Origin of the sequence: Actinoplanes lobatus (genome assembly GCF_014205215.1) — a bacterium.
Taxonomy (GTDB): domain Bacteria; phylum Actinomycetota; class Actinomycetes; order Mycobacteriales; family Micromonosporaceae; genus Actinoplanes; species Actinoplanes lobatus.
Window position 1 is genome coordinate 7,015,677 of the sequence record NZ_JACHNC010000001.1, and the last position, 21,843, is coordinate 7,037,519.

Genomic DNA, 21,843 nt, shown 5'->3' on the forward strand with positions numbered 1-21,843 from the left:
TGCGGGCTTAGCCGCCGGGCACGACGGCTACCACGGCGTCCGGGGCGTCGACCGGGTAGAGACCCCAGCTCAGTGCCGCCCGGGCCGCCTCCAGGAACGCTGGCACCTCGCCCGCTCCGACTCGCCGGTACCGCAGCGTACCGTCGGTGGGCTCATTGAGCAGCCCGTGGTACTCCTCGGCCGCCGGCGGCTCCCACCCGTCCGTGACGCCGCCGGTGGGCGGCTCGGGGAACGCGGTGATCGTTGCCCCTGGCGGAATGGTGTCGCGGGCCTTCGCAGGATCGCCGCCCCGGGGAATCAGCAGCCACCGGTGCTCCCGTTCCCCTGTGCTCGCCAGCAGGACGAGGTCCTGCTCCTGGACGGTGTCGTTGACCTGCCACCACCAGCCGTCGTCCGCGACCCCCTCGGTGAATTCGGCGGGGACCAGGGCCGGTTCCGCGGTGGTGCGGGGCGTGTTCCAGTCGACGATCGCTTGGCGGGCCTGATCGCGGATGGCCACCACACCGATCAACAGCACGGTGATCCCGGCGATCCGGACGGCGTCCAGCAGCGCGTCCATTCCGAGGGCGGAGACGACGTCGGACCCCGATGCGGGGTCGTGCCGTCGGATCACGGCGGGGATGCCTACGAGAAGCGACCACACCGGCACCGACCAGTGCCAGACCGCGGCGTCGGCATCAGCCGGGACGAAGTTGCCGAGCATCTCCCGCGTGCGGTTCCGCCACAGGTAGAAGCCGCCGATGTACGCGCCGAGCAGTACGAAGTGCAGGAGCCAGACGTCCGTCGGATGGTCGATGATCCAGAGCACGTTCGGCGACACCGCCGGGTCGCCTGTCGACAGATGATGGCGCAGGGCCAGTTCGCCAGCGAACAGGAACACGTCGAAGCATCCCGCCGCCCCGACAGCCAGGATCAGTGCGTGAGTGCCGAACTCCCATGAGCCCGGCGGGCGGATAACGGCGGCCGTGGTGTCTTTCATCGAGCTTCCCCGTGATCGATCTGTCCGATGGTGATCGGAGGACTCTAATCGATTCGTCCGGGCCTCCCGGGGCCATGTCGCGGGCGCCCAGGGCCTACAGGCTCGCCCGCACTCATCTGCCGCCGTCCGTGTGCATCATCCGCAGGCAGCAGAGAACCTATTCCAGTGAGATTCAATGTCCCCGACGCCTCAAGTTACTGTTGACGGGTCTCCTGATGCTCAGCTATCGGATGCCGGAGTGCGAGAGTGGCGTGGAGCTGGCCAAGCCTGACAGTGGTGTCCAGAAACCCCCAGATCATCTGATCGACATTCCCATCGGCTTCGACGTCAAGGCGGAGATCGCCGTACAACTGCTCGGCCTCGGCGACCAGTTCCTCTGCGCGTACGGCGTGCTGCTCTGGAGTCATGCCGTCATGCTTCCATCTCAGCGTGATCGGTGCTGTCTGCCTGTTCGTCGGTGGGCGGCCGTTCGGCGACTCGGCCAAGGACTGCTGAGCACTCACATGGCACCCCTCTGTGTCAAGAGGCGGTGAGAAGCGGTGCTCTAAGCTGGTCTTCAACGGGTCCGGGAAGTGACTTCTCCGAAGTGTCGACCTTGGGGTTCGGGTCGTCCGCGCTGGATTGCAGAGTCGCCCCCACGTGTCCTCCCGGGCCCGTCCTTAGCCGCTTGGCGTCGGCGACCATTTGCCGGTAGGCGACGTCGGAGAGCCGTCGTTTCAGGGCGCGCATGGCTTCCATGGTGGTCTTGCCTTCGGCGAGTTTGCGCCGGTAGTGGCGGCGTCCTTCGGTGTCGTTGCGGAGCTGGACGACGGCCATGATGTGCAGGACCCGGTTGATGCGCCGGTTCCCGGCTCGCGACAGCCGGTGCCGGTTCTGGTCGCCGGAGGAGGCGTCGATGGGTGCGGTGCCGTTCCAGGAGGCGAAGTGGCCGCGGCTGGCGAATCGGCTGATGTCGGCGATGTCGCCGATCAGGCGGGCGGCGCCGGACGGGCCGATGCCGTGCAGCTGTTGCAGTCGGCTGCCGGTCGACGCGACCAGGTCGTTGAGCTCGGTGTTCGCGACTTTGATCTTCTTGTCGATGGTGACGAGTTCGTGGATCAGTTCGGAGGCCAGCCAGCGGCGAGTTTTGCCGACGACGTCGCGGGGCCGGACGGTGTTGAGCAGCGCTCGGGCCTGCTGGGCGGACAGGAACTTCTTGGCTCCGCCGGGGATGAGTTCGAGCAGTAGGTGGTGCAGCCGGGAGATGATCTCGGTGCGGGCGTGGCCGAGCTGGTCGCGGCGGTCGACGAGCAGCCGCAACGCCACGGTGGTGTCATCGGCGGTGACCTGCCGCAGGTCAGGGGTGCGCAGGGCGACGACGGCGACGCTGTGGGCGTCGACGGGGTCGGTCTTGCGGCCTTGGCCGGTGGAGAAGACCCGGGCCCGGGCGGACAGCTTCGCGGGCACGTCGAGGACGGTCTCACCGTCGGCGACCAGGCGCTGGGCGACGTGCCGGCCGATGCCGTTGCAGCCCTCGACCGCCCAGATCCGGTCGGTGTGCTCACGGCCGGCGGTGAGCATGGCCTGGTAGCCGTCGCTGTCGGTGCCGAAGCGGCCCTTGCCGAGCACACGCTCACGATGGTCGATGACCTCGATGGTCGCGGAACGCTTGTGCGGGTCTACGCCGATGACGACTTGGCCCATGTGCTTGCCTCTCCCTCGATCCGACGCTGGGTCGGCGGGAGGGCAGCGCTACTTTGAGCTGGGCATACCCCTCTTGAGCCACTCCGCGCCGCGGTGACCGGCAGGCGCATGCCATGTGTGAGTCACACCCAAACTTGCGGTGGACAGCCGCGAGCGAGCGATCCCACCGGTCACCTCGACCAAGCCTGGCCGGGCTGTGGTCGTACTTCAATGAAACAAGTAGCCGCGAGTTGTGCATCGCAGCGAGGCGCTATGCGTCCCGGAACCACCCGACCACTGGAGCGTTCATGTAATCGTCCTCGTGCTCAGGCGGCCAACGATCGCGTAGAGCCTTCACCATCTCGCCGCCCGTGGCGTCGGCAACGGCGCACGGCGGCGAGTGCAGGCACCCAGGAATACCGGCTTCCGCGAAGCTGCGATGCATCTCCCACGCTCGCGCCAACTGCTCGCCAGTCAGGCGGTGCAGAACGTAGACGCGAGGTTCGAAATCCCAGTGCTCGCCGTCGTCGTTGGTGACCATGACGAACCAACACTCGCGACCGTCATACAGGGCAACGCCCGTGATGGGGCCGTCGTACCAATCGCTGAACCATACTTTTCGTACCTCCGACAGCTCAGGTAGACCCGAGAGGCGAGAAGCGGCATGCACGATGTCGACCATACTGCTGGGTAGGCTGCCGCCCTCATCTGCCGCCGTTCGTGCGCTCGGCTGTCACCGTTGAACGGATCGCGTGGGATCGCCGCCGTAGAGGGCTGCGAAGACGCGGTCCCGCAGGATCTCGTACTGCTGGCGGCATCGCCGGGGTGGGCCCGGCGGGCGTTGCTGTACCTGACCACCGACGACGACTTCCTGTGGGTGGAACTGGTCAGCCGTCAGGTCGACCTCGCGGCCGTCGGCTAACCGATTCCAGTAGTGGTAGCCGACCTTGGCGTCTCCTGCGAAGACCTCGCCGAGAATCAGCTCTCCGCCGAGCAGGTCCTGAATGATCAAGGCGGTCACCCCGCATTGACCACGGGCTGCGTTGCCGGCGTGCCAGTCCTGCACATCGTGCGGGTCACAGGTATCCGCTCCCCAGCCGGCCCGCAGTACCGGCCGCAGCACCTCCAGGTCAATCGTGAGAGGGGCTGTTCGTTGGTCGCGCTCTCCAGACGTCACCCAGGAAGGGTCAGCCCTCGACCGGGTTGAGAGTCAAGGAAAGAACGCGCCTCGGGTCCTGACCGGCCGAACGGCGCCACCGGCGGGAGCGCTCATCTGCCGCGATCCGGTTGCTACGAAGCGTGACGGCCGGTGTGGCAGTTTCGGCTCGCGGTCATGTGGCCAACCCTCGGAGTATTTCCATGTCGGTGATGTCCTTCTGCCGCCATGGCCGGCCGTTGCGCAGGCTGGGGAACTGCTCCTTCATGGCGAGCATGCCGGGGACACTCATAGCAAGGACTGGCGTGCCGTCGAGCGACACGAGTTCCTCGCCGAACGATCCTGGCGGGAACAGCCAGTCGGAGAACCTCCCAAGGGGCTGGCTGAACGATCCGTCCGACTGCCGATCAAAGTAGGCGGTGCTGAACGAAACGTCATCCCACGTGTACTCGCAGGCCTCCTCGGGCGGTTGAGTCGGCAGAACCATGGCGCCAGCTTCTACGAGAAGCGTCTTCGAACGCTCGGCATGAACACGTTCGACCCAGAATTCCACGTCGCCGTGCTCACGCGTAATCCGGCCGATCCTCGCATCGAGCCCCCATCCTCCGAACAGCCACGCCGAGATATCGGCCGCCCGCAGGGCCGCGACGACATCGCGGATAACACGCAGCTGTCCTTCAGTCTTCTCGTCCATGGCTGCGATCCTGGCACGCTGGTGGAAAGCGCCGTAGCCGTCATGATCGGATGAACTCATCTGCTGATCGTGCGCTGCAAGATCGAGGTGACGCCGGGGCGCTGCCGATTTGACGACCCCATGCCGCCACCCTGCTCCCGACGTGCTCCGCCTGGCTCTGATCACTGCGTTGACGATCCGGGTGAGCATCGCGTCCGGTTCCGTTGCCCGCCGGGGGACTGCTGTGGCGTGACGCGGCGCAGGTGCTGGCCGGGCTGCTCCGCCGGTATGACATCGATCCTGACCACGTGCACAACGTCGCGGCGGCGTGGCAGGCGTTCACCGAGTTCCTGGCGCTGCCGGTCGACGGTCCGGAACCGGTGGAGAACGACGCGGACGGCTTCATGGTGCAGTGGGGCCGGTACAGCTGGAACGACCGACTGCCCAGTTTGACCTCACCCGGCAGCTCACTGTTGACGTCCGGGACGCATGGGCCGGCAAAGGCCGGTACCAGCCGGAGATCCGGCGCAGCCGTCCGGCAGACCTCCAGTTCAGTGGAATCTGCGCCAGACGTTCCTGACAAGGTCACCCAGAGCGATGGCCGCGAATGCCCAACCCGCCAGCCTCAGCCACAGATTGCTGTGACTGGCGGCAAAGCCCAGACCGACGACGATGTACGCGACATCGGCCCACCAAACGGTATGACCGGCTCGACGCTCTACGGTGGCCGCTTGCCTGAACGGGTCCCGCCCGATTGCGGTCCGGAACATCGTGGCGAGCTTGATCCTGCTGAACTCGTCGCGCCGAACGGCCTCAGCCACCGTCGGCATCACGTTCGCGACGCTCGCCAGCTCCGGCTCCGTGAGGACGGCCACCAGAGGACGCGGCGGGCCAATTCGCAACGTCAGCCGCACCGACCCGTCGGCGTTCCGGGAAACGGTCCACACATCCTCCACGATCTGCACCTTAATGGCGTGCAGCAAGGTCATGGCCCCTCATGGCGGCGGATGCGATGGCAGCGGTGATCGTTCACGGAGAGCCTCACGAAGGTGCACCGCCGCGGTGAGAACGCGACGGCCTTCGAGGGCATAAAAGGAGTGCGGGGCAAGTACGAACGGGGTTGGATCACCGGGATGGGCGGACTGTATCCCGAAATCGAACCGTACGCGCAGGGCATGCTCGACGTCGGCGAGGGCCACCGCATCTATTGGGAAACCTGTGGCAACCCACTCGGTAAACCGGCGTTGGTTCTGCACGGTGGGCCGGGCTCGGGAGCCGGCTCCTTCTGGCGGCGCTTCTTCGACCCGGCGGTATACCGGGTGGTCTTGTTCGACCAGCGTGGATGCGGTCGCAGCACACCGGACGCGGGTGATGTGCGCACCGATCTGTCGACCAACACCATGCCTCATCTGCTGGCCGACATCGAGAAGCTGCGCACCCACCTGGAGATCGGCCGATGGCTGGTGCTCGGCGGCTCCTGGGGCAGTGCGCTCGGCCTCGGTTACGCCCAGCGGCACCCCGACCGGGTCACCGAGATCGTGTTGTTCAGCGTCGTCACCAGCACCTCGGCTGAGCACCGGTGGCTCACCCGCGACATCGGACGGATCTTCCCCGAACAGTGGGAGCGGTTCCGCGACGCGGTACCGGCGGCCGACCGCGATGGCAACCTTCCCGCCGCCTACGCGAGACTGCTCGCCGACCCCGATGAGACGGTACGAGATCGGGCCGCGCGTGCCTGGTGCGCCTGGGAGAACACGCTGGTCTCCAACCTGCGGGACAGCCGGCCCGACCCGCGGTACGAGAATCCGGCGTTCCGCATGACCTTCACCCGTCTCGTCACCCACTACTGGGCGCACGACGGCTGGTTCGCTGACGGCGAGCTGATGGCGGGCATGCACAGGCTCGCCACCATTCCCGGTGTGCTCGTGCACGGCCGACTCGACCTCGGCAGTCCTGCCGACATCCCCTGGCGGCTGGCGAAGGCCTGGCCGAAGGCGAGGCTGGAGCTGATCGACGAGGCAGGCCACGGCACGGGCCAAGGCATCGGAAACGTGGTCATCGACGCTCTGGACCGCTTCGGCAGCACGACGCGGCCGCACCCTGGGCCGGGTGCGGCCGCGTCACCGCCGTGTGAGCGGGCGGACGGCGACTAGCAACCGTTGCGTACGGCACTCACCGCCACGTCGTCGTACCAGAGGGTGTCCGCGCCCTCGCCGTAGCTCTCCCAGCCGAGGCGCAGGTCGGTGAGGGCCGGCCGCCAGGTCCGGTTGAGCCACTGGCTGTCGATGTCGTGCGTGGGCACGCCGTCCTCCACCAGCCCGGGAACCGAGGAGCCGTTCAGCCAGGTCTCGATGGTGCCGTCCCGGCCGTCGACCTTGAACTCGACGCAGTTCCACACGTTCACCGGCAGCGGGGCGGAGAGCGCCACGCCGGCCGGGCTCTGTTCCGGAAGGGTGGCGTCGTCCGAGGCCCGGTTGAACTGCAGGGCCCCGTTCTGCCCGCCGAACCGCAGGTCCCGGTTGCCGTCGTTGGCGTCGCGCATGGCCACGGCGGTCACGTGCGACGCCGGCAGCGCGGTGGTGTGCCGCACCCAGTAGCGGACGTACCAGACCGAACCGGCGGTGCCGAGGAGTTGGGTGTTGCCGACGAACACGTGGTTGCAGTAGCCGGCCGCGCCGTTGACCCGTAGGGACGTGGCGCCGCTGTGTGCCACCGAGCGGTCGATCGCCGCGGTGCCGGCGCCGGAGCAGTCCGGGTAGCTCACCGCCCAGTTGCCGCCGGGCGTGGCGCCGGTCTGCGTCTCGAAGCTGTCGCAGGTCGCCGCCGGGACGCAACCTTCCTGCGGCGGTGTACTCGTCGACGGCGACGGCGAGGGTGCGGAGGGCGACGGTGACGACGGCGAAGGGCTCGGGTTGTCGCCGCTGCACGAGACGCCGTTGAAGGTGAAGGCGGCGGGCTTCGCGTTGCTTCCGGAGTAGGTCGCCTGGAAGCCGAACCGGGTCGAGGCGCCGGTCGCGAGCGTGCCGTTCCAGCCCACGCTCGCGGCGGTCACGACGTTGCCGGTCTGGGTCACCGTGGCGTTCCAGCCGTTGGTCACCCGTTGATCCCCAGCGAAGGTCCAGGACAGTGTCCACGAGGTGACCGGGGCGCCGCCGTTGGTGACCTGCACGTCGGCGGTGAAACCGGTGGCCCATTGGTTGGCGGTCCAGTCGACGGTGCAGGCCGGGGCGGCGGTGGCGGGTGGCGCCTGCAGCGCCACGAAGCCGGCGCCGGCCAGGAGTGCTGCTGTCACCAGTCGTCGTAGCACTTGTTGCCTCCTTGCGGTCAGGGCATGGGAGCGCTCCCAGCATCGATGACTGTAACTGCATCGGAGATCATGGAACAGGGTTCGGGTGATCCTTCGGATCCGGAAAGGGCGTTAACAATCGACACCCGTCGAGGTGTTGTCAAGCGCCCTGAATCATGAACTTCCTTCAGAAAGGCAACTTTCGCATGTGCCGATGAAAGTTCCGTTCAAACACCAAGAAGATCTGGACCCGTACGCGAAAGGCGTCCTACGGTGACGCCCACCACACGTTCGCGTTAAGGGCATGTGACGCTGCACGGCTTCCACAGGACCTCCGGCGTTCGCCCCGAGCGCTTCCATCCCCCCGAGGAGAACGGATGCTCAGGCCGTACCGGAAAGTCTTCTTGTCGCTCTTGACCCTCAGCCTCGCCGTCGCGGCGGGCGCGCTGACCGCCCCGCCGGCGCACGCCGCACCGCCCCCGCAGGAGCCGGGAGTGACGCTGCGGGTCTTCGATGTACAGACCCCTCTGGACAGGATCTGCACCTTGAAGCCCGCCCAGACCCCGAACATCGACAAGCTGATGCCGACCATCGCCTGGTCCGGTGGTGACTTCGGTATCGAGGACAACTTCGTCGCGCAGGTGCTCGGCAACGTGACGGTCCCGGCCGCCGGCGCCTACACGTTCCGGTTGACCAGCGACGACGGCTCCCGGCTCTCCGTCGCCGACACCCTGGTGATCAACCACGACGGCCTGCACGGAGCGACGGCCAAGGAGGGCGCGATCACCCTGGCCGCCGGCATCCACCCGCTGCGGATCGACTACTTCGAACGTGGCGGCGGGCAGACGCTCACCCTGGAATGGCGCGCGCCGGGCGCCACCGCTTTCACGGTGGTGCCGAACTCGGCGCTGAGCACCGACGCCGGCGTCGTGCGGGTGACGGCTCCCGGCCGCAAGGAGTGCGAGAGCGCCGGCGACAGCCCGGGTGACGGTCTACCGCTGACCGGGGTGCACCCCGGCTACGACCTGACCAACCTGCGGCCCGGGACCTTCCAGCCCAAGGTCACCGGAATGGACTGGTTCCCCGACGGCCGGCTCGCCGTCCTCACCTGGGGCGGCGCGGACGACTCGGGCACCTCGTCGGCGGGCGAGGTCTTCATCCTCGGCAACGCGACCGGCGCCACGAGCCCGGGCAACGTGACGGTCAAGAAGGTCGCCGGTGGACTCAAGGAGCCGATGGGCCTCAAGATCGTCGACGGCGTGATCTACGTGTCGGAGAAGGCCCGGCTCACCCGGCTCGTCGACACCACGGGTGACGAGGTGACCGACCAGTACCAGAGCGTCGCGACCTGGCCGTACGGCGGGAACTTCCACGAGTTCGCGTTCGGCCTGCTCTACGAAGCGCCGAACTTCTACCTCAACCTGTCGGTGTCGATCAACTACGGCGGCAACACCACCAGCCCACAGCCCGCCGCCAACCGCGGCACGACCATCAAGGTCAACAAGGACACCGGCGCGGTCTCCTACGTCGCCGGCGGGCTGCGCACCCCGCACGGCATCGGCTGGGGACCGGAGGACGGCCTGTTCGTCACCGACAACCAGGGCGGCTGGCTGCCCTCCTCCAAACTGCTGCACATCAAGCAGGACCGCTTCTTCAACCACTACACGACCCCGCCCGGCCCGTTCGACGCCAAACCGGTCACCGCACCGGTGCTGTGGATGCCGCAGAACGAGATCGCCAACTCGCCCAGCACACCGGTACTGGTCAAGGAGGGTGTCTTCGCCGGGCAACTGCTGATCGGCGACGTCACCTACGGCGGCATCCAGCGCGCCTACCTGGAGAAGGTCAACGGCGAGTACCAGGGCGCCCTGTTCCGGCTCACCCAAGGGCTGGAAGCAGGCGTGGCGGAGCTCAGCATCGGACCCGACGGCGCGATCTACGCCGGCGGCCTCGGCGCCGGCGGCAACTGGGGACAGACCGGCAAGCTCAGCTACGGCCTGCAGAAGCTGAGCCCCAACGGCAAGAACACCTTCGACATCCTGGCCATGCGCGCCAAGAACGGCGGCTTCGAACTCGAATACACCAAACCGTTGTCCACCGAGACGGCCAACGCGCTGGCGGCACGATACGTGGTCAAGCAATGGCGCTACCAGCCCACCGCCACCTACGGCGGCCCCAAGATCGACGAGCAGGCCCTGAACATCACCTCGGCCAGCGTGTCGGCGGACCGTAAGAAGGTCACCCTGGCCATCGACGGCCTCAAGGCCGGGCATGTGGTGTACGTACGATCGCCGCGCCCGTTCTCCGCCGACACCGGCGAATCGCTCTGGAGCACCGAAGCCTGGTACACCCTCAACTCGCTGACCAGCGGCCCGCCGCCGATCGGCAACACCTACCAGGCGGAGAACGCCGGCCTGTCCGGTAGCGCCGGCGTGGCCACCGACCACACCGGATACACCGGCTCCGGCTTCGTGGCCGGTTACGGCACGCAGGGCGCGACCACGACGTTCACCGTCAACGTCGCCGCGGCCGGCACCTATGACGTGGCATTGCGCTACGCCAACGGGCCCAACCCCTTCACCGGCACGAAAAAGATCAGCGTGTACGCCAACGGCGCCAAGGTCGGGCAGACCAGTCTGGCCGACACCGGCGCCTGGGCGAACTGGACCACCAAGACCGAGAGCATCCCGCTCAACGCCGGCGCGAACACCATCGCCTACCGGTACGACACCGGCGACGACGGCCACGTCAACCTGGACGCCATCACCATCAGCGGCGGCACCGGACCGATCATCGGCATCGCGGGTAAGTGCCTGGACGTCAGCAACAGCGGCACCGCCGACGGCACCAAGATCCAGCTGTACACCTGCAACAACAGCAATGCCCAGAAGTGGAGCCGGGTCGGCACCTCGTTCCGCGCTCTCGGCAAGTGCCTGGACATCGACAACGGCGGCACCGCCAACGGCACCAAGGTGCAGCTCTGGACGTGCAACAACTCCGCGGCGCAGGTGTGGCAGCCGCAGTCCAACGGCTCGATCTTCAACCCGCAGTCCGGCAAGGTGCTGGACGCGCTCAACGGCAGCTCCGCCGACGGCACCCAGGCTCACATCTGGGAGTACGTGGGGGCGGCCAGCCAGCACTGGATCCTGGGCGGTGGATCCGGTGCGGTCGTCCTGTTCGACGGAGACGACCTGAACTCCTGGCAGAGGTCCGACGGCACCGCGGCGAACTGGCCGCTGTCCGGCGGGTCGATGGAGGTCCTCGGCGGTGACATCCGCACGAGGCAGACCTTCACCGACTTCAAGCTGCACGTCGAGTGGTGGGAACCCGTCCTGCCGTCGGACGTGACCGGCCAGCAGCGCGGCAACAGCGGCATCTACCTGCAGGACCGCTACGAGCTTCAGGTCCTGGACTCGTACGGCGACACCACCCTCGCCAACGACGAGGCCGGAAGCATCTACCTGAAGAAGGCGCCCGACAGCAACGCCGCACGGGCGCCGGAGGCCTGGCAGACCTACGACATCACGTTCCGGGCGGCACGCTTCAACAGCTCGGGCGCGAAGACCGAGAACGCCCGCGTGACCGTCGTGTGGAACGGCGTCACCGTCCACAACGATGTGGCGATCGACGGGCCCACCGGCGGGGGAGCGGCCGAGAACGCCGCGCCCGGTCCCATCCGCCTGCAGGATCACGGCGACGCGGGCGCGAACGTGCGGTACCGCAACATCCGCATCGAGCCGCTCGGCTGACATCCTCCACGCGGTGCCGGGACTCGTCCCGGCACCGCGTCACCGTCTGCACGCCTCGATCGCCCGTTACCGGCGGCAATTCCCATGAGGTCACCGCGCGCAGCTACGCCGGGCGGCGCCCACGGGACGTAGCGAGGCGGCGTGCAACACCGCGAACACCGGCTCGTCCCCATAACACGTTGGGTGTGCAACGACGGGTTGGCTGTCGGCAACACAGCGTTGCGGGTACGGTGGTCGGCGTCACCGTCCACGTGGGTTGGCAAGGCGGAGGTAAGGCGTGCCGGTCACAGGCCAACGCGTCGTGCGGCGGGCGTTGGGGCGGCGATTGACGCGGCTGCGCACGGCGTCCGGGATGAGCCGGCGGGATGTGGTGGAATCGCGGCTGGGTATCTCGGAGCCGACGCTGCACCGCATCGAGACGGGCAAGGTGCCGGTGACCGGGGCCAACGTACGCGCGCTCTGCTGGCTCTACGGTGCGGACCAGAGCATCACCGACGCGCTTGCCGACCTCGCGCTGGGCACGTCACAGCAGGAGTGGTGGGACGCCAGCCCGGTGATCCCCGAGTGGTTCAAGCTGTACGTCGGGCTGGAGGCGTCCGCATCCCGGATGTTCGGGTACGAGGGCGAGGTCGTTCCCGGCGAGTTGCAGACCCCGGAGTACGCGCGAGCTGTCTTCGGCGCCGAGCAGCCGGTCGACGAGGAGGTCGCCGAGCGCCACATCAACCTTCGCATGCAGCGGCAGAAGACGCTCTTCGCTCGCAACCCGCCGATCCGCCTCGTGACGGTGCTCGGCGAGGGAACGCTGACCCGGCCGGTCGGCGGCGAACAGGTGATGAAGGGGCAGATCGAGCATCTACGACGGCTGTCCCGAGAGGACACGGTCGACATCCGGGTCCTGCCGTTCTCGGTCGGGGCCCACGCGGCGATGGCCGGTGCGTTCCGGATCCTGGAGTTCGACGACCCGGACGATCCCGACGTGGTCTACCTCGAATCCCACGTCGGTGCCCTTTACCTGGAGGAGCAGGTCGAGGTCGACGAATACCGGCGGATCTTCGATCTCATCAGCAGAGATTCCGTGCCGGTCGAAGAGTTCCGGTGACGAACTGAGAAACGCTTGACGGAAGCCCGTCACCACCGGGGTTTCTCGCCCGCGCCGCTCGGCGTGATCAGTCGTTCAGGAGCTTGTCGAACTCGCCGCGCTTGGCGCCGAACAGGAACGAGTCCCACTCCTCGATCGTGAACACCACCGTGCCGGCCCCGCGTGCCTTGCTGTTGCGGACCTCGATGAGGCCGTCCTGGCGGCGGGCCTCGACGCAACTGCCCCCGTTGCCTGTCGACCTGCTGGAAATGATCCAGCCACCTTCACTGCTCATCAGTGCCCCTCCCCCTGGAGCTAATCACTGTGGGTAATCACCCTGCCACCGAATGGGTGGCCGGATGCGACCCTTAATGCCTGCCCGAAGTGCAAAATCAGGATTTCACGTCCACGGGTGACTCTTTCACCACGAAAGAGCACGTACCTAGAGTAGCCGAAACCTGTATCGGACGCATCATGTCAGCGTGACAGTTGTCCACGTGAAATCTTGCACGGGCCCAGGCCGGCTGCCATGATTCCACTGTGGTGCCTGGCGACCCCTCGCCATCGACTCGACAGCTCCCGCTGGTCCGCCAGAGTTTGGAGAGGACGGCCGATGCGGATCCTCGATCCTGCCGCCGCCGACACGGGCGGCGTAGCGTCAGATGACACTCAGCTGAGGACCGAGCCCGAAACCGCCCGCCTCCAGGCCCGCATCGATCAACTCGCGGCGCACGTCCAGCAGATGGAGCAGGAGCGAGCCTCACTCCAATGGATGGCAGGCCACGACGACCTCACCGGACTCGCCAACCGCCGCCTCTTTCACACCCTCGCCCCGGACCTGCTGCGCGACGACGACTACTCGTCGGCCGTCCTGATCCTCGACCTCAACGGTTTCAAGCCGATCAACGATACGTACGGGCACGATGCCGGTGATGAAGTCCTCTGCGTGGTCGCCCGGCGCATTGTCGCCTGCCTCGGCGACCCTCTGGTGGCCCGGTTCGGCGGTGACGAGTTCGCCGCGCTGCCGCGCGCCCCGCGCACCGATGTCCCGCAGACGTGGTGGCACGAGGTGGCCGGCTCGCTGAGCGCCGCGATCGCACCCCCGATGAACGTGCTGGGCCACACCCTGTCCGTCACCGCCTCGATCGGCGTCGTACCGGCTGGGCGCTCCTGCGAACTTCCCGACCTGCTGCGCCGCGCGGACCAGGCCATGTTCAGCGCCAAGCGGCACGCGAACACCACCGGCAAGGCCGGTATCACCTGGGTCGTGGCCACCGAGACCGGCGACCACACCGAGACGTACGAGCCGGCCGCCGTCCCTGTGCCCCCGCCGGGTCCGACCGCCTCCGGGCCCACGGTGGTGTACCGGCCCGGCGACCCGGTATGGGTGCACCGCAGCGGCACCCGTCGTGCGGGAGTGGTCGAGGGCGCCTGCGAATGGGCGGCCCTGGTCCGCTACCGAGCCCAGGGCGGAGCCGGCACGATGGTCGACACGATCCCCACGAACTGGCTCACGGTCCGAGCCGAAGCCGATCCGTACCTGGACCCGAAGTCCTCCGCCTCCATGTGATCGCGCGAGCTGACGGACGCGACTGCGGCCGGCTCGGTCGCCGCCGCACTCCCGGTCAATCCACCGTCAGCACGAGCTTTCCGCGCAGCCCACCGGCCAATACCCGCCGGTGTGCGTCGGCCGCTTCGGTCAACGGCATCGTCTCCGCCACCCGCGTGCGCAGCTGTCCGGCCGCCACCTGCCCCACCAGGCCGGCCAACAGCTCGCGGTCGTGCCGGATGAGTTGCAGCTCCTGGCGCACACCACGGGCCGGAACGAGGGCCGGCGTGGGCCGGGTCGCGACCACGATCCCCCTGTCCTCGACGGCGGCGGCCGCCGCCAGGCCGACGGGGACCGCGTCGAACACCGCGCCCACCGGCCCGACCGTGGCCAGATCGGCGGACCGGGAGACCACCTCGTGAGCGCCGAGACCGCGCACCCACTGCTCATCATCGTGGCTTGCCTGGGCGACGACACGGTAGCCGCCTTGAAGGGCAAGTTGGGCGGCGAAGCCGCCGACACCGCCGCTGGCGCCGGTGACCAGAATGCTGCTGCCGGCCGGCAGCATGGCCAACGAAACCAGTGACAGCCCCTGGTGTGCGGTCTGGACGTTGAGCGGCACCGTGGCCGCGGACACGAAGTCGAGCTCGTCCGGCAACCGCACCAACCAGTCCGCGTCGGCGGCCACGAACTCGGCATACCCACCGGGTGTGCCGCGCGTCAAATACCACGGAATCATCCCGACGACACGATCACCCAACCCGAAATCCGCCGTGTCGGGGCCGACCGAGGCCACCTCGCCGGCGATATCCCACCCGGGCGAGAACGGCGGCGGAACCGGCCCGCGAGGAATCTCCCCGGTCGTGGCGGCGACATCAGCCGGGTGCACACAGACCGCGCGGATCCGGACCACCACCTGCCCAGGCCCCGCCTCGGGCTCGGGCAGCTCAGTCACCTGCAACACCTCAGGACCGCCAAGCGCGGCCGCGACGACTCCCAGCACGCGTCCACTCTAGACTGTCGTCCCCCGATTCATGGCCCCGCTGACGAGGCGCACCCTGGATCCCGTAGAGGCTCAGTTGCGGACGTATGCCGGACCGCACTGTCGTGGGCATCCATACGTACCATGTAGTCGCCGGTGCGAACCGGTCCTGGTTGACAACTGCGGGTTCGTCGATCACGCGGACGATCAGCAATCCAGCTTTACGAGAGAAGGAACAATCAAGACAATGCAACGCGTCTGGAGGGAGGTGTGAAGCGCGACTTCTCGGCCGAGATCGTCGAATTGCTGACTCCCCGGCCGGTGCCTTCGGACTGGCGATGGGAAGGTGCTGAAGCCGAAATCGGTGCGCGCATCCCCAATGACTACAAGGCTTTGATCGCGGCTCTCGGCGGATATGCTGTCCTGGACGACTGCCTGGGCCTGTTCCAGCCGGAAGGTCGCATGACGCAATCGCGTATCGCCACGTTGGTCGCCGAGCGCGATTCAGTCTGGCGGTTCCTCAAGGATCGAGGGTACAGAACGCTTCCCGCGAAGTATTTCGATGAGGGAGTGCGTCTTATTCCGTTCGCGCTCTTCGAAGCGAACTACTTCTATTGGGTCGCCGTGTCCGGCAGGCCGGAAGACGAATGGGGGGTGCTGTTCGTCGACGCGGACTTCGAGGACTGGCTCGAGTTCGACATGTCCGCGACGGAATTCATATACAACATCCTCAGCGGGCGGCTGAAGCTCTGGGTTCTCGACGAGTATTTCCTTGATCCTCCGTACACATATATTCAATAGTCTGGTCGCCCGTCAGGCCGCGGCCACACTGAGCGAGCCGACCCTCTTGGTCCGTTTGGCCTCGTACATGGCCAGGTCGGCCCGGCCGATCAGGTCGTTGGCGGTGTCGCTGTCGCGGGCGACCGCGTAGCCGGCGCTGACCCCGATCCGCACCTGCCCGCCGACCGGGAACGGGGTCGACACCACAGCGCGGATCCGGGCGCAGATCTCGTCCAGCGCGTCAACACCCCGGCAGACGATCACAAATTCGTCGCCGCCGAGGCGGAAGACCAGGTCGCCTTGGCGCACACATCCGCGCAGGCGGTCGGCGACGGCGGCCAGCAATCGGTCGCCGGCCGCATGACCGAGCCGGTCGTTCACCGGTTTGAAGCCGTCCAGATCGCAGAAGAGCACGGCCAATCCCCCCGGCCCGCGCCGCAACTCCGTGGTGATGTGCTCCTCGCCCGCTGCCCGGTTCGGCAGGCCGGTCAGGCCGTCCCGGGTGGCGAGGCTGACCAGCGCCTGCTGAGCCTCGTCCCGGGCGCTGGACAGCCGTTCGATGCGGATCATCACGAGCGGGACGATGCTGACCGACGTGAAGGCCAAGATCAACCCGTCGATCGGCAGCCCGAGGAGCCCTCGGATCCCGACGGTCAGCGGTGCGAGGCCGACCATGAGGCCGAGTATGAGGAGTCTCCGGCGGCTGAGACGGTCGGCCGGCGGCTCGCCGGGGGCGGTCACCGCCCCCGCGCCGGGATGCAGCGCGGCACACCCCAGCAGCGCGTACGCGGCCAGGTAGACCATGTCTGTCCAGCTTGCGCGTGCGCCGGTCGACGGGTCATAGGCCAGCGCACCCACGACGTTGCCCAGCAGGCCGAGCCCGACCGCTCCGGTGAGCAACCGCACCGGCGCCTTCTCCCCAGGCCCCACGAGCGAGATGCGCAACAGCGCACCCATCGTGCCGGCCATGACGAAGACGTTGACGAAGACGACGATCTCCCGGCTGGTCGTCACGTGCTGACCGGCCAGCGCGGGGAACAGGAGCGAGTCCCAGAACAGGCCGGTCAGGGCCAGGGCGGTGACCACCGAGTCGATCAGCCCGCCGATGTCGCGCCGGCCCCGCTGCACCACCACGACCAGCGCCGCACACAGCACCAGAACTCCGCCGCCGGTCAGGAAGACCCCGGCGACGGTGCCGTCACCGGTCACCCGGCCCTCGACGATCACCAGCCAAGCCCAGATGCTGTTGCCGACGTTGTAGAGCAGGATCGCACCGAGCAACAGCCACCACGAGAGTCGCTCGCCCGGCGCGGCCCGCCGAAGGGCCACCACCACGCACGGCAGCGCGCCCAGCGCCACCAGCAGAAACGGGAGATGCCGCAGGTGGTCGGGCCAGAGAAGAAAGGTCACGACCAGGACACCGGCCATGGCGGCAAACCAACGCCCAGGGAGCATAGCCCCACAGTCGGCGGGCCGCCGCGCTACTTGAGCGCATGCCGCCGTACCACGCCTCGAAGACCATGTGGCCCGCGGCGACCCGTCGGCGCATGAGGGCTGAGGAGCGCCGTGGGCCCGCCCCCGGTGGTCCCGTACGAGTATGGGACCACCGGGAGCGGTGCCTTCGATCAGTTCATGGTGGCGCCGATGGTGCTGCTGCCTGTGGTCAGGAATGTGGTGGCGGGCAGGGTGCCGCTGGACGAGCGGGCGTTGTACGTGGTCGTAGCGTTGGTGGAGATGAACGACGGGGTGCTGATGCCGCTGTCCCAGTTGTTGCCGGACGAGGTGACCGAGGAGCCCTTGTTCACCAGGCCGCTGCCGTTGCTCACGGCGAGGTTCTTGCCGAGTTTCGCCGCGCCGGTGGCGAAGTAGTAGCCCCAGCTGCCGTTGGCGTAGGCGGTGGTGCGGTTGATGACGATCGCGCCCTTGTTGGAGTTCTCGGTGAATCCGTTGCCCGCGTTGTCCCAGGCCGCCGAGTTGTTCACCACGTGCGCCACGGTCTCGCCGTCGCCGCCGAGCTTGTAGCCGTTGCCGTCGCCGGCGAAGGCGGAGTCGCTCCAGCGGTTCTTGCCGTTGCCGAACGACCAGGTGTGCTCGATGGTGACCGGTGAGGAGAACGACCACAGGTCGATGCCGTCGTCGGAGTTGTTGTACAGGCGGGCGCCGGTGATCAGGTTGCCGGTGCCGGAACCGTACTTGACGGCGATACCGTCGGCGTTCTCCCCGTGCTCGGCGGCGTCGTAATGACCGTACGAATCGATGTTCTTGACCGTGTTGTTGATCGTGTCGGCGCCGGTGAGCGTGAAGCCGGAGTCGCCGCCGTTGATCGTCTTGATGTTGTTCCAGTTCGTGCCGGTGCACGACTGGCAGACCACCGCGCTGTCCGGGGAGTCCTGGAAGGTGATGTTGGAGACGTTCCAGTAGTCGGCGGTCAGCTTGAAGATCCAGGAGCCGCTGGGCAGACTCGAACCAGAGATCTTCACAACCTCGCTACCGTACGCGGTGAGCGTCACCGGCGCGGACGAGGTGCCGTTGGCCGTGGACTGCAGGGTGGCCGTCGGGTAGTACGTACCGGCGCGGACCTGGATGACGGTGCCGGCGGTGGCGTTCTTGATGGCGTTGGACAGATCCGTCACGTTGCTGACGACCACGGTGGCCGCCGACGCCGGGGCGGCGAGCAGGACGGCTCCGACAGCGGCGACAGCGGATGCGGCGAGAACATTCCGCATGGTTCTCATGGCGCGGCTTTCCTTTCGGTGGGGATGGGCTGACCGGTCCACAGGACGCGGTGGCCTTGGGGGAGGCCGCCGGTATCGGGATGTCCGGCGTGTCGGGGTGGGGCGGGGCCGCTCCCGCCGTTCGCCGAGCAACGGCATCGTCCTGGGGGGAACGATGCTCGTCACGCCGGATGGTCAGCATATTGAGCTATTTGACTGGACCCTACATGCCCGTGGATCAATCGAAGCTCGGTATTTGCTGTGAAATCAGGTGCCGGGCCAGGCCGGCGAGCGTCGCGGTCGGGTACGCGGCCGCGATGATCGCGAGCACCGGTGCGACGAGCGTGTGCGGGCGCTGGAGGAGGCGGTATCCAGTGCGAACCCCTTTCCAGTTCGGTGACCGTCGTCTATAACTAACTAACTGGTACGTTAATTCGGATCGAATGGACCGCCTGCCGGACCGGTCGGGGTCCGGGGCAGGAAGGCGGAGCGATCGTGCTCATCGCCGAACATGACAATGCCCACGACCGGATCGACACGCCGGGCGGCAGTCCCCGGCTGTCCATCGCCACCGCCTGCCTCTCCGGGACGATCGAGGACAAGTTGGCCGCCGCCGCCGCGGCCGGGTTCGACGGGATCGAGATCTTCGAGAACGACCTGATCGCCTCGGCCTGGTCGCCGGCCCGGATCCGGCAGGAGTGCGCCCGCCGGGGCCTGACGATCGAGGCGTACCAGCCGTTTCGTGACTTCGAGGCGGTCCCGGCCCGGCGGTTGCGGGCCAACCTGCGCCGGGCCGACCGCAAGCTCGACGTCCTTGAACAGCTCGGCGCGAAGACCCTGCTGGTTTGCTCGTCGGAGTCACCGGATGCCGTGGACGACGACGATCTGGCCGCCGCGCACCTGCACGAGCTGGCCGAGCGGGCCCAGCGCCGCGGCGTGCGGATCGCCTATGAGGCCCAGTCATGGGGCCGGCACGTGAACACGTCGGCCCACGCGTGGCAGATCGTGCGCCGCGCCGACCATCGTGCGCTCGGTCTGTGCCTGGACAGCTTCCACGTGCTGTCGCGTGACGAGGACCCGGCACAGATCGCGGTGATTCCCGCCGCCAAGGTGTTCCACCTGCAACTGGCCGACGCACCCCGGTTGAAGATGGACGTCGCCGAGTGGAGCCGTCACCACCGGTTCTTTCCCGGCCTGGGCTCCTTCGACCTGACCGGGTTCGTCGCCCGGATCCTCGCCGCCGGCTACGACGGGCCGCTGTCGCTGGAGGCGTACAACGACATCTCCTGCCAGGCCGACCCCCGGCATGCCGCGATCGACGGCATGCGCTCGTTGTTGACCCTGATTCCGTCGGCCGGTCTGCCCGCGGCTCCGCGGCTGGGCGGGCACGTCTTCACCGAGCTGGCCGTCGACGACACCTCCGGCCCGGCTGTCGAAAGGACCCTGACGGCGCTTGGTTTCCTCCGTACCGGGCGGCACCGCTCCAAGCCGGTTCACCTGTGGGAACAGGGTGATGCCCGGGTGCTGCTCAACTTCGCGCCGCAGCGACGGGTGGATCCGGGCGCCGCGGTGATCTGCGCCCTGGCCGTGGAGAGCGACGACCCGGCCCGGTCGGCGCAACGCGCGGACCGGCTGCTGGCGCCGGTGCTGCCCCGGGCCCGGCAGCCGGAAGAAGCGGACCTGACCTCGGTGGCCGCCCCCGACGGCACCGCCGTGTTCTTCTGCCGCCCCGGCACCGATGGCGGCTGGCGCGGCGACTTCACTCCGACCGGTGTGGTGGCGCGCACGGACGGCCTGGTCACCGCTACCGACCACATCGCGCTCACCGAGTCCGTCGACGACTTCGACCAGGTGGCGCTCTTCTACCGATCGGTCCTCGGCCTGCGGTCCGGGCCGGCGACGGAGCTGGCGGCACCGTTCGGGCTGCTGCGCAGCCGGTCGGCGACAGACACCGAGCACGGCGTACGGATAACCCTCAACACCGCACCCCTGCGCCGTGGCATCTGGGCGCCGGGCATCCCGAACCCGCAGCATGTGGCGTTTGCCAGCGACGACGTGATCGCCGCCGCCCGGTCGATGCGGGAGCTGGGCGCCCCGGTGCTGCGAATCCCTGACAACTATTACGACGACCTGGATGCCCGCCTCGCGCCGCCGCCGGAGCTGCTGGCCGTGCTGCGCGAGCACTCGATTCTGTACGACAGCGACGCCTGCGGTGAGTACCTGCACTTCTACACGCAGATGCTCGGCTCTCGGCTGTTCTTCGAGGTGGTGCAGCGCATCGGCGACTACACCGGTTACGGGTCGCCGGGCACGGTCGCGGTGCGGATGGCCGCCCACCGGCACCGCCGGCTGCGGGACCTGCGTGACACCGGCAGCCACCCGCACGACTACTCCCTGGCCCATCTGACCGCGCTGAGCCTCTCCCCGCCGGAACTGGTGGAGGCCGCGGCATCCGCCGGATACCGGTATGTAGGAATCCGGCTGACCCGGGTCACACCGCATGAACCGCACTATCCGCTCGCGACCGATCCCGCCCTGATGCGCACCACGAAGGTGCGCCTCGCGGCCACCGGCGTGGAGGTTCTCGACATCGAGCTGGCCCGGATCGGCCCGGACGAGGACCCCCGCGACTTCCAGCGCTTCCTGGAAGCGGGCGCGGAGCTCGGCGCCCGGCACGTCATCACCCAGCTCCCGGATCCGGACCGGGCCCGCAAGGTGGACCGCTTCGCGCGCCTGTGCGAGATGGCCCGACCGCTCGGCCTGACCGTCGACCTGGAGTTCCCGTCGTGGACCGAGACCCCGGACCTGACCGAGGCGGCCCGGGTGCTGCGGGCCGCCGGGCAGCCCAACGGCGGCATGCTGATCGACCTGCTGCACTTCGCCCGTTCCGGGTCCAGCGTCGCCGACCTGCGGGAACTGCCCGCGGAGTGGTTCCACTTCGCACATGTCTGCGACGCGCCCGCGGCGATCCCGGCGACCAGCGAGGGGCTGATCCACACCGCCCGCTTCGAGCGTCTGTATCCGGGCGACGGCGGGATCGACCTGGACGGCATTCTGGCCGCGTTGCCACCCGGTCTGCCGTACGCGCTGGAGATTCCCCGGGCCCAGACGGTGGCCCAGGTCGGCGCGAAGGAACACGCCCGCCTGGCGCTGGCCGCGGCTCGCGGCCGTCTCGACCAGGTAGCGTCGGCAGCGGCCTGACCATGCGGGCCTCCACCCATCTGTCCGTGATCCG

General features: G+C 68.0%; 18 protein-coding genes. 6 read left to right on the forward strand and 12 right to left on the reverse strand.

Going from position 1 to position 21,843, the window contains the following annotated elements; all coding sequences use genetic code 11:
* Positions 1–7: 7 nt before the first annotated feature.
* The 7 genes from BJ964_RS31930 to BJ964_RS31960 form a co-directional block, all read right to left on the reverse strand.
* Positions 8–979, reverse strand: a complete 972-nt coding sequence (locus BJ964_RS31930) for a hypothetical protein (RefSeq protein ID WP_188124144.1) — start codon at positions 977–979, stop codon at positions 8–10.
* 194 nt (positions 980–1,173) lie between these two features.
* On the reverse strand, positions 1,174–1,386 hold the full coding sequence (locus BJ964_RS31935) for a hypothetical protein (protein WP_188124145.1): 213 nt from the start codon (positions 1,384–1,386) through the stop codon (positions 1,174–1,176).
* A 112-nt stretch (positions 1,387–1,498) separates the two neighbouring features.
* Positions 1,499–2,662 carry an IS110 family RNA-guided transposase gene (locus BJ964_RS31940; protein WP_188124146.1) on the reverse strand — a complete coding sequence of 388 codons (1,164 nt, stop codon included), beginning with the start codon at positions 2,660–2,662 and terminating at the stop codon, positions 1,499–1,501.
* 250 nt (positions 2,663–2,912) lie between these two features.
* Positions 2,913–3,323, reverse strand: coding sequence for a hypothetical protein (locus tag BJ964_RS31945; protein ID WP_188124147.1), 411 nt, complete (start codon positions 3,321–3,323; stop codon positions 2,913–2,915).
* A gap of 51 nt (positions 3,324–3,374) precedes the next feature.
* A complete protein-coding gene (locus BJ964_RS31950) occupies positions 3,375–3,818 on the reverse strand; it encodes a YunG family protein (protein WP_316254207.1) in 444 nt (147 codons plus the stop codon).
* Between the two features lie 154 nt (positions 3,819–3,972).
* On the reverse strand, positions 3,973–4,551 hold the full coding sequence (locus BJ964_RS31955; RefSeq protein ID WP_188124148.1) for a nucleotidyltransferase domain-containing protein: 579 nt from the start codon (positions 4,549–4,551) through the stop codon (positions 3,973–3,975).
* A 470-nt stretch (positions 4,552–5,021) separates the two neighbouring features.
* Complete coding sequence (locus tag BJ964_RS31960) at positions 5,022–5,459, reverse strand: hypothetical protein (protein ID WP_188124149.1); 438 nt, start codon at positions 5,457–5,459, stop codon at positions 5,022–5,024.
* Between the two features lie 144 nt (positions 5,460–5,603).
* Between BJ964_RS31960 and pip the strand changes: the two genes are divergently transcribed.
* Positions 5,604–6,623 carry a prolyl aminopeptidase gene (pip, locus tag BJ964_RS31965; protein WP_188124150.1) on the forward strand — a complete coding sequence of 340 codons (1,020 nt, stop codon included), beginning with the start codon at positions 5,604–5,606 and terminating at the stop codon, positions 6,621–6,623.
* Here pip and BJ964_RS31970 read toward each other — a convergent pair.
* Positions 6,620–7,762 (reverse strand): cellulose-binding domain-containing protein, encoded by a 1,143-nt coding sequence (locus BJ964_RS31970; protein WP_316254208.1) that lies wholly within the window; start codon positions 7,760–7,762, stop codon positions 6,620–6,622. The two genes, pip and BJ964_RS31970, sit on opposite strands and share 4 nt — an antisense overlap.
* A gap of 398 nt (positions 7,763–8,160) precedes the next feature.
* Between BJ964_RS31970 and BJ964_RS31975 the strand changes: the two genes are divergently transcribed.
* Both BJ964_RS31975 and BJ964_RS31980 read left to right on the forward strand, forming a co-directional pair.
* On the forward strand, positions 8,161–11,505 hold the full coding sequence (locus BJ964_RS31975; protein ID WP_229807463.1) for a family 16 glycoside hydrolase: 3,345 nt from the start codon (positions 8,161–8,163) through the stop codon (positions 11,503–11,505).
* A 301-nt stretch (positions 11,506–11,806) separates the two neighbouring features.
* A complete protein-coding gene (locus BJ964_RS31980) occupies positions 11,807–12,604 on the forward strand; it encodes a helix-turn-helix domain-containing protein (RefSeq protein ID WP_268248051.1) in 798 nt (265 codons plus the stop codon).
* 67 nt (positions 12,605–12,671) lie between these two features.
* Here the strand turns inward: BJ964_RS31980 and BJ964_RS31985 are convergent, their stop codons facing one another.
* On the reverse strand, positions 12,672–12,878 hold the full coding sequence (locus BJ964_RS31985) for a DUF397 domain-containing protein (RefSeq protein WP_188124153.1): 207 nt from the start codon (positions 12,876–12,878) through the stop codon (positions 12,672–12,674).
* A 318-nt stretch (positions 12,879–13,196) separates the two neighbouring features.
* Between BJ964_RS31985 and BJ964_RS31990 the strand changes: the two genes are divergently transcribed.
* Positions 13,197–14,153: a GGDEF domain-containing protein gene (locus BJ964_RS31990; RefSeq protein ID WP_188124154.1), complete on the forward strand. Its 957-nt coding sequence runs from the start codon at positions 13,197–13,199 to the stop codon at positions 14,151–14,153.
* 55 nt (positions 14,154–14,208) lie between these two features.
* Here BJ964_RS31990 and BJ964_RS31995 read toward each other — a convergent pair whose 3' ends face one another.
* Positions 14,209–15,087 (reverse strand): NADP-dependent oxidoreductase, encoded by an 879-nt coding sequence (locus BJ964_RS31995; RefSeq protein WP_229807461.1) that lies wholly within the window; start codon positions 15,085–15,087, stop codon positions 14,209–14,211.
* Between the two features lie 297 nt (positions 15,088–15,384).
* On the opposite strand from BJ964_RS31995, the gene BJ964_RS32000 reads away from it, so the two are divergent.
* Positions 15,385–15,915 (forward strand): SMI1/KNR4 family protein, encoded by a 531-nt coding sequence (locus BJ964_RS32000; RefSeq protein ID WP_188124156.1) that lies wholly within the window; start codon positions 15,385–15,387, stop codon positions 15,913–15,915.
* A gap of 12 nt (positions 15,916–15,927) precedes the next feature.
* On the opposite strand, the gene BJ964_RS32005 is transcribed toward BJ964_RS32000, so the two are convergent.
* Together BJ964_RS32005 and BJ964_RS32010 are read right to left on the reverse strand one after the other, a co-directional pair.
* Positions 15,928–17,322, reverse strand: coding sequence for a GGDEF domain-containing protein (locus BJ964_RS32005; protein WP_188124157.1), 1,395 nt, complete (start codon positions 17,320–17,322; stop codon positions 15,928–15,930).
* 197 nt (positions 17,323–17,519) lie between these two features.
* Positions 17,520–18,629, reverse strand: a complete 1,110-nt coding sequence (locus tag BJ964_RS32010; RefSeq protein ID WP_203832958.1) for a right-handed parallel beta-helix repeat-containing protein — start codon at positions 18,627–18,629, stop codon at positions 17,520–17,522.
* A gap of 474 nt (positions 18,630–19,103) precedes the next feature.
* Between BJ964_RS32010 and BJ964_RS32015 the strand changes: the two genes are divergently transcribed.
* Positions 19,104–21,809, forward strand: a complete 2,706-nt coding sequence (locus BJ964_RS32015) for a TIM barrel protein (protein WP_203832957.1) — start codon at positions 19,104–19,106, stop codon at positions 21,807–21,809.
* Positions 21,810–21,843: the final 34 nt, after the last annotated feature.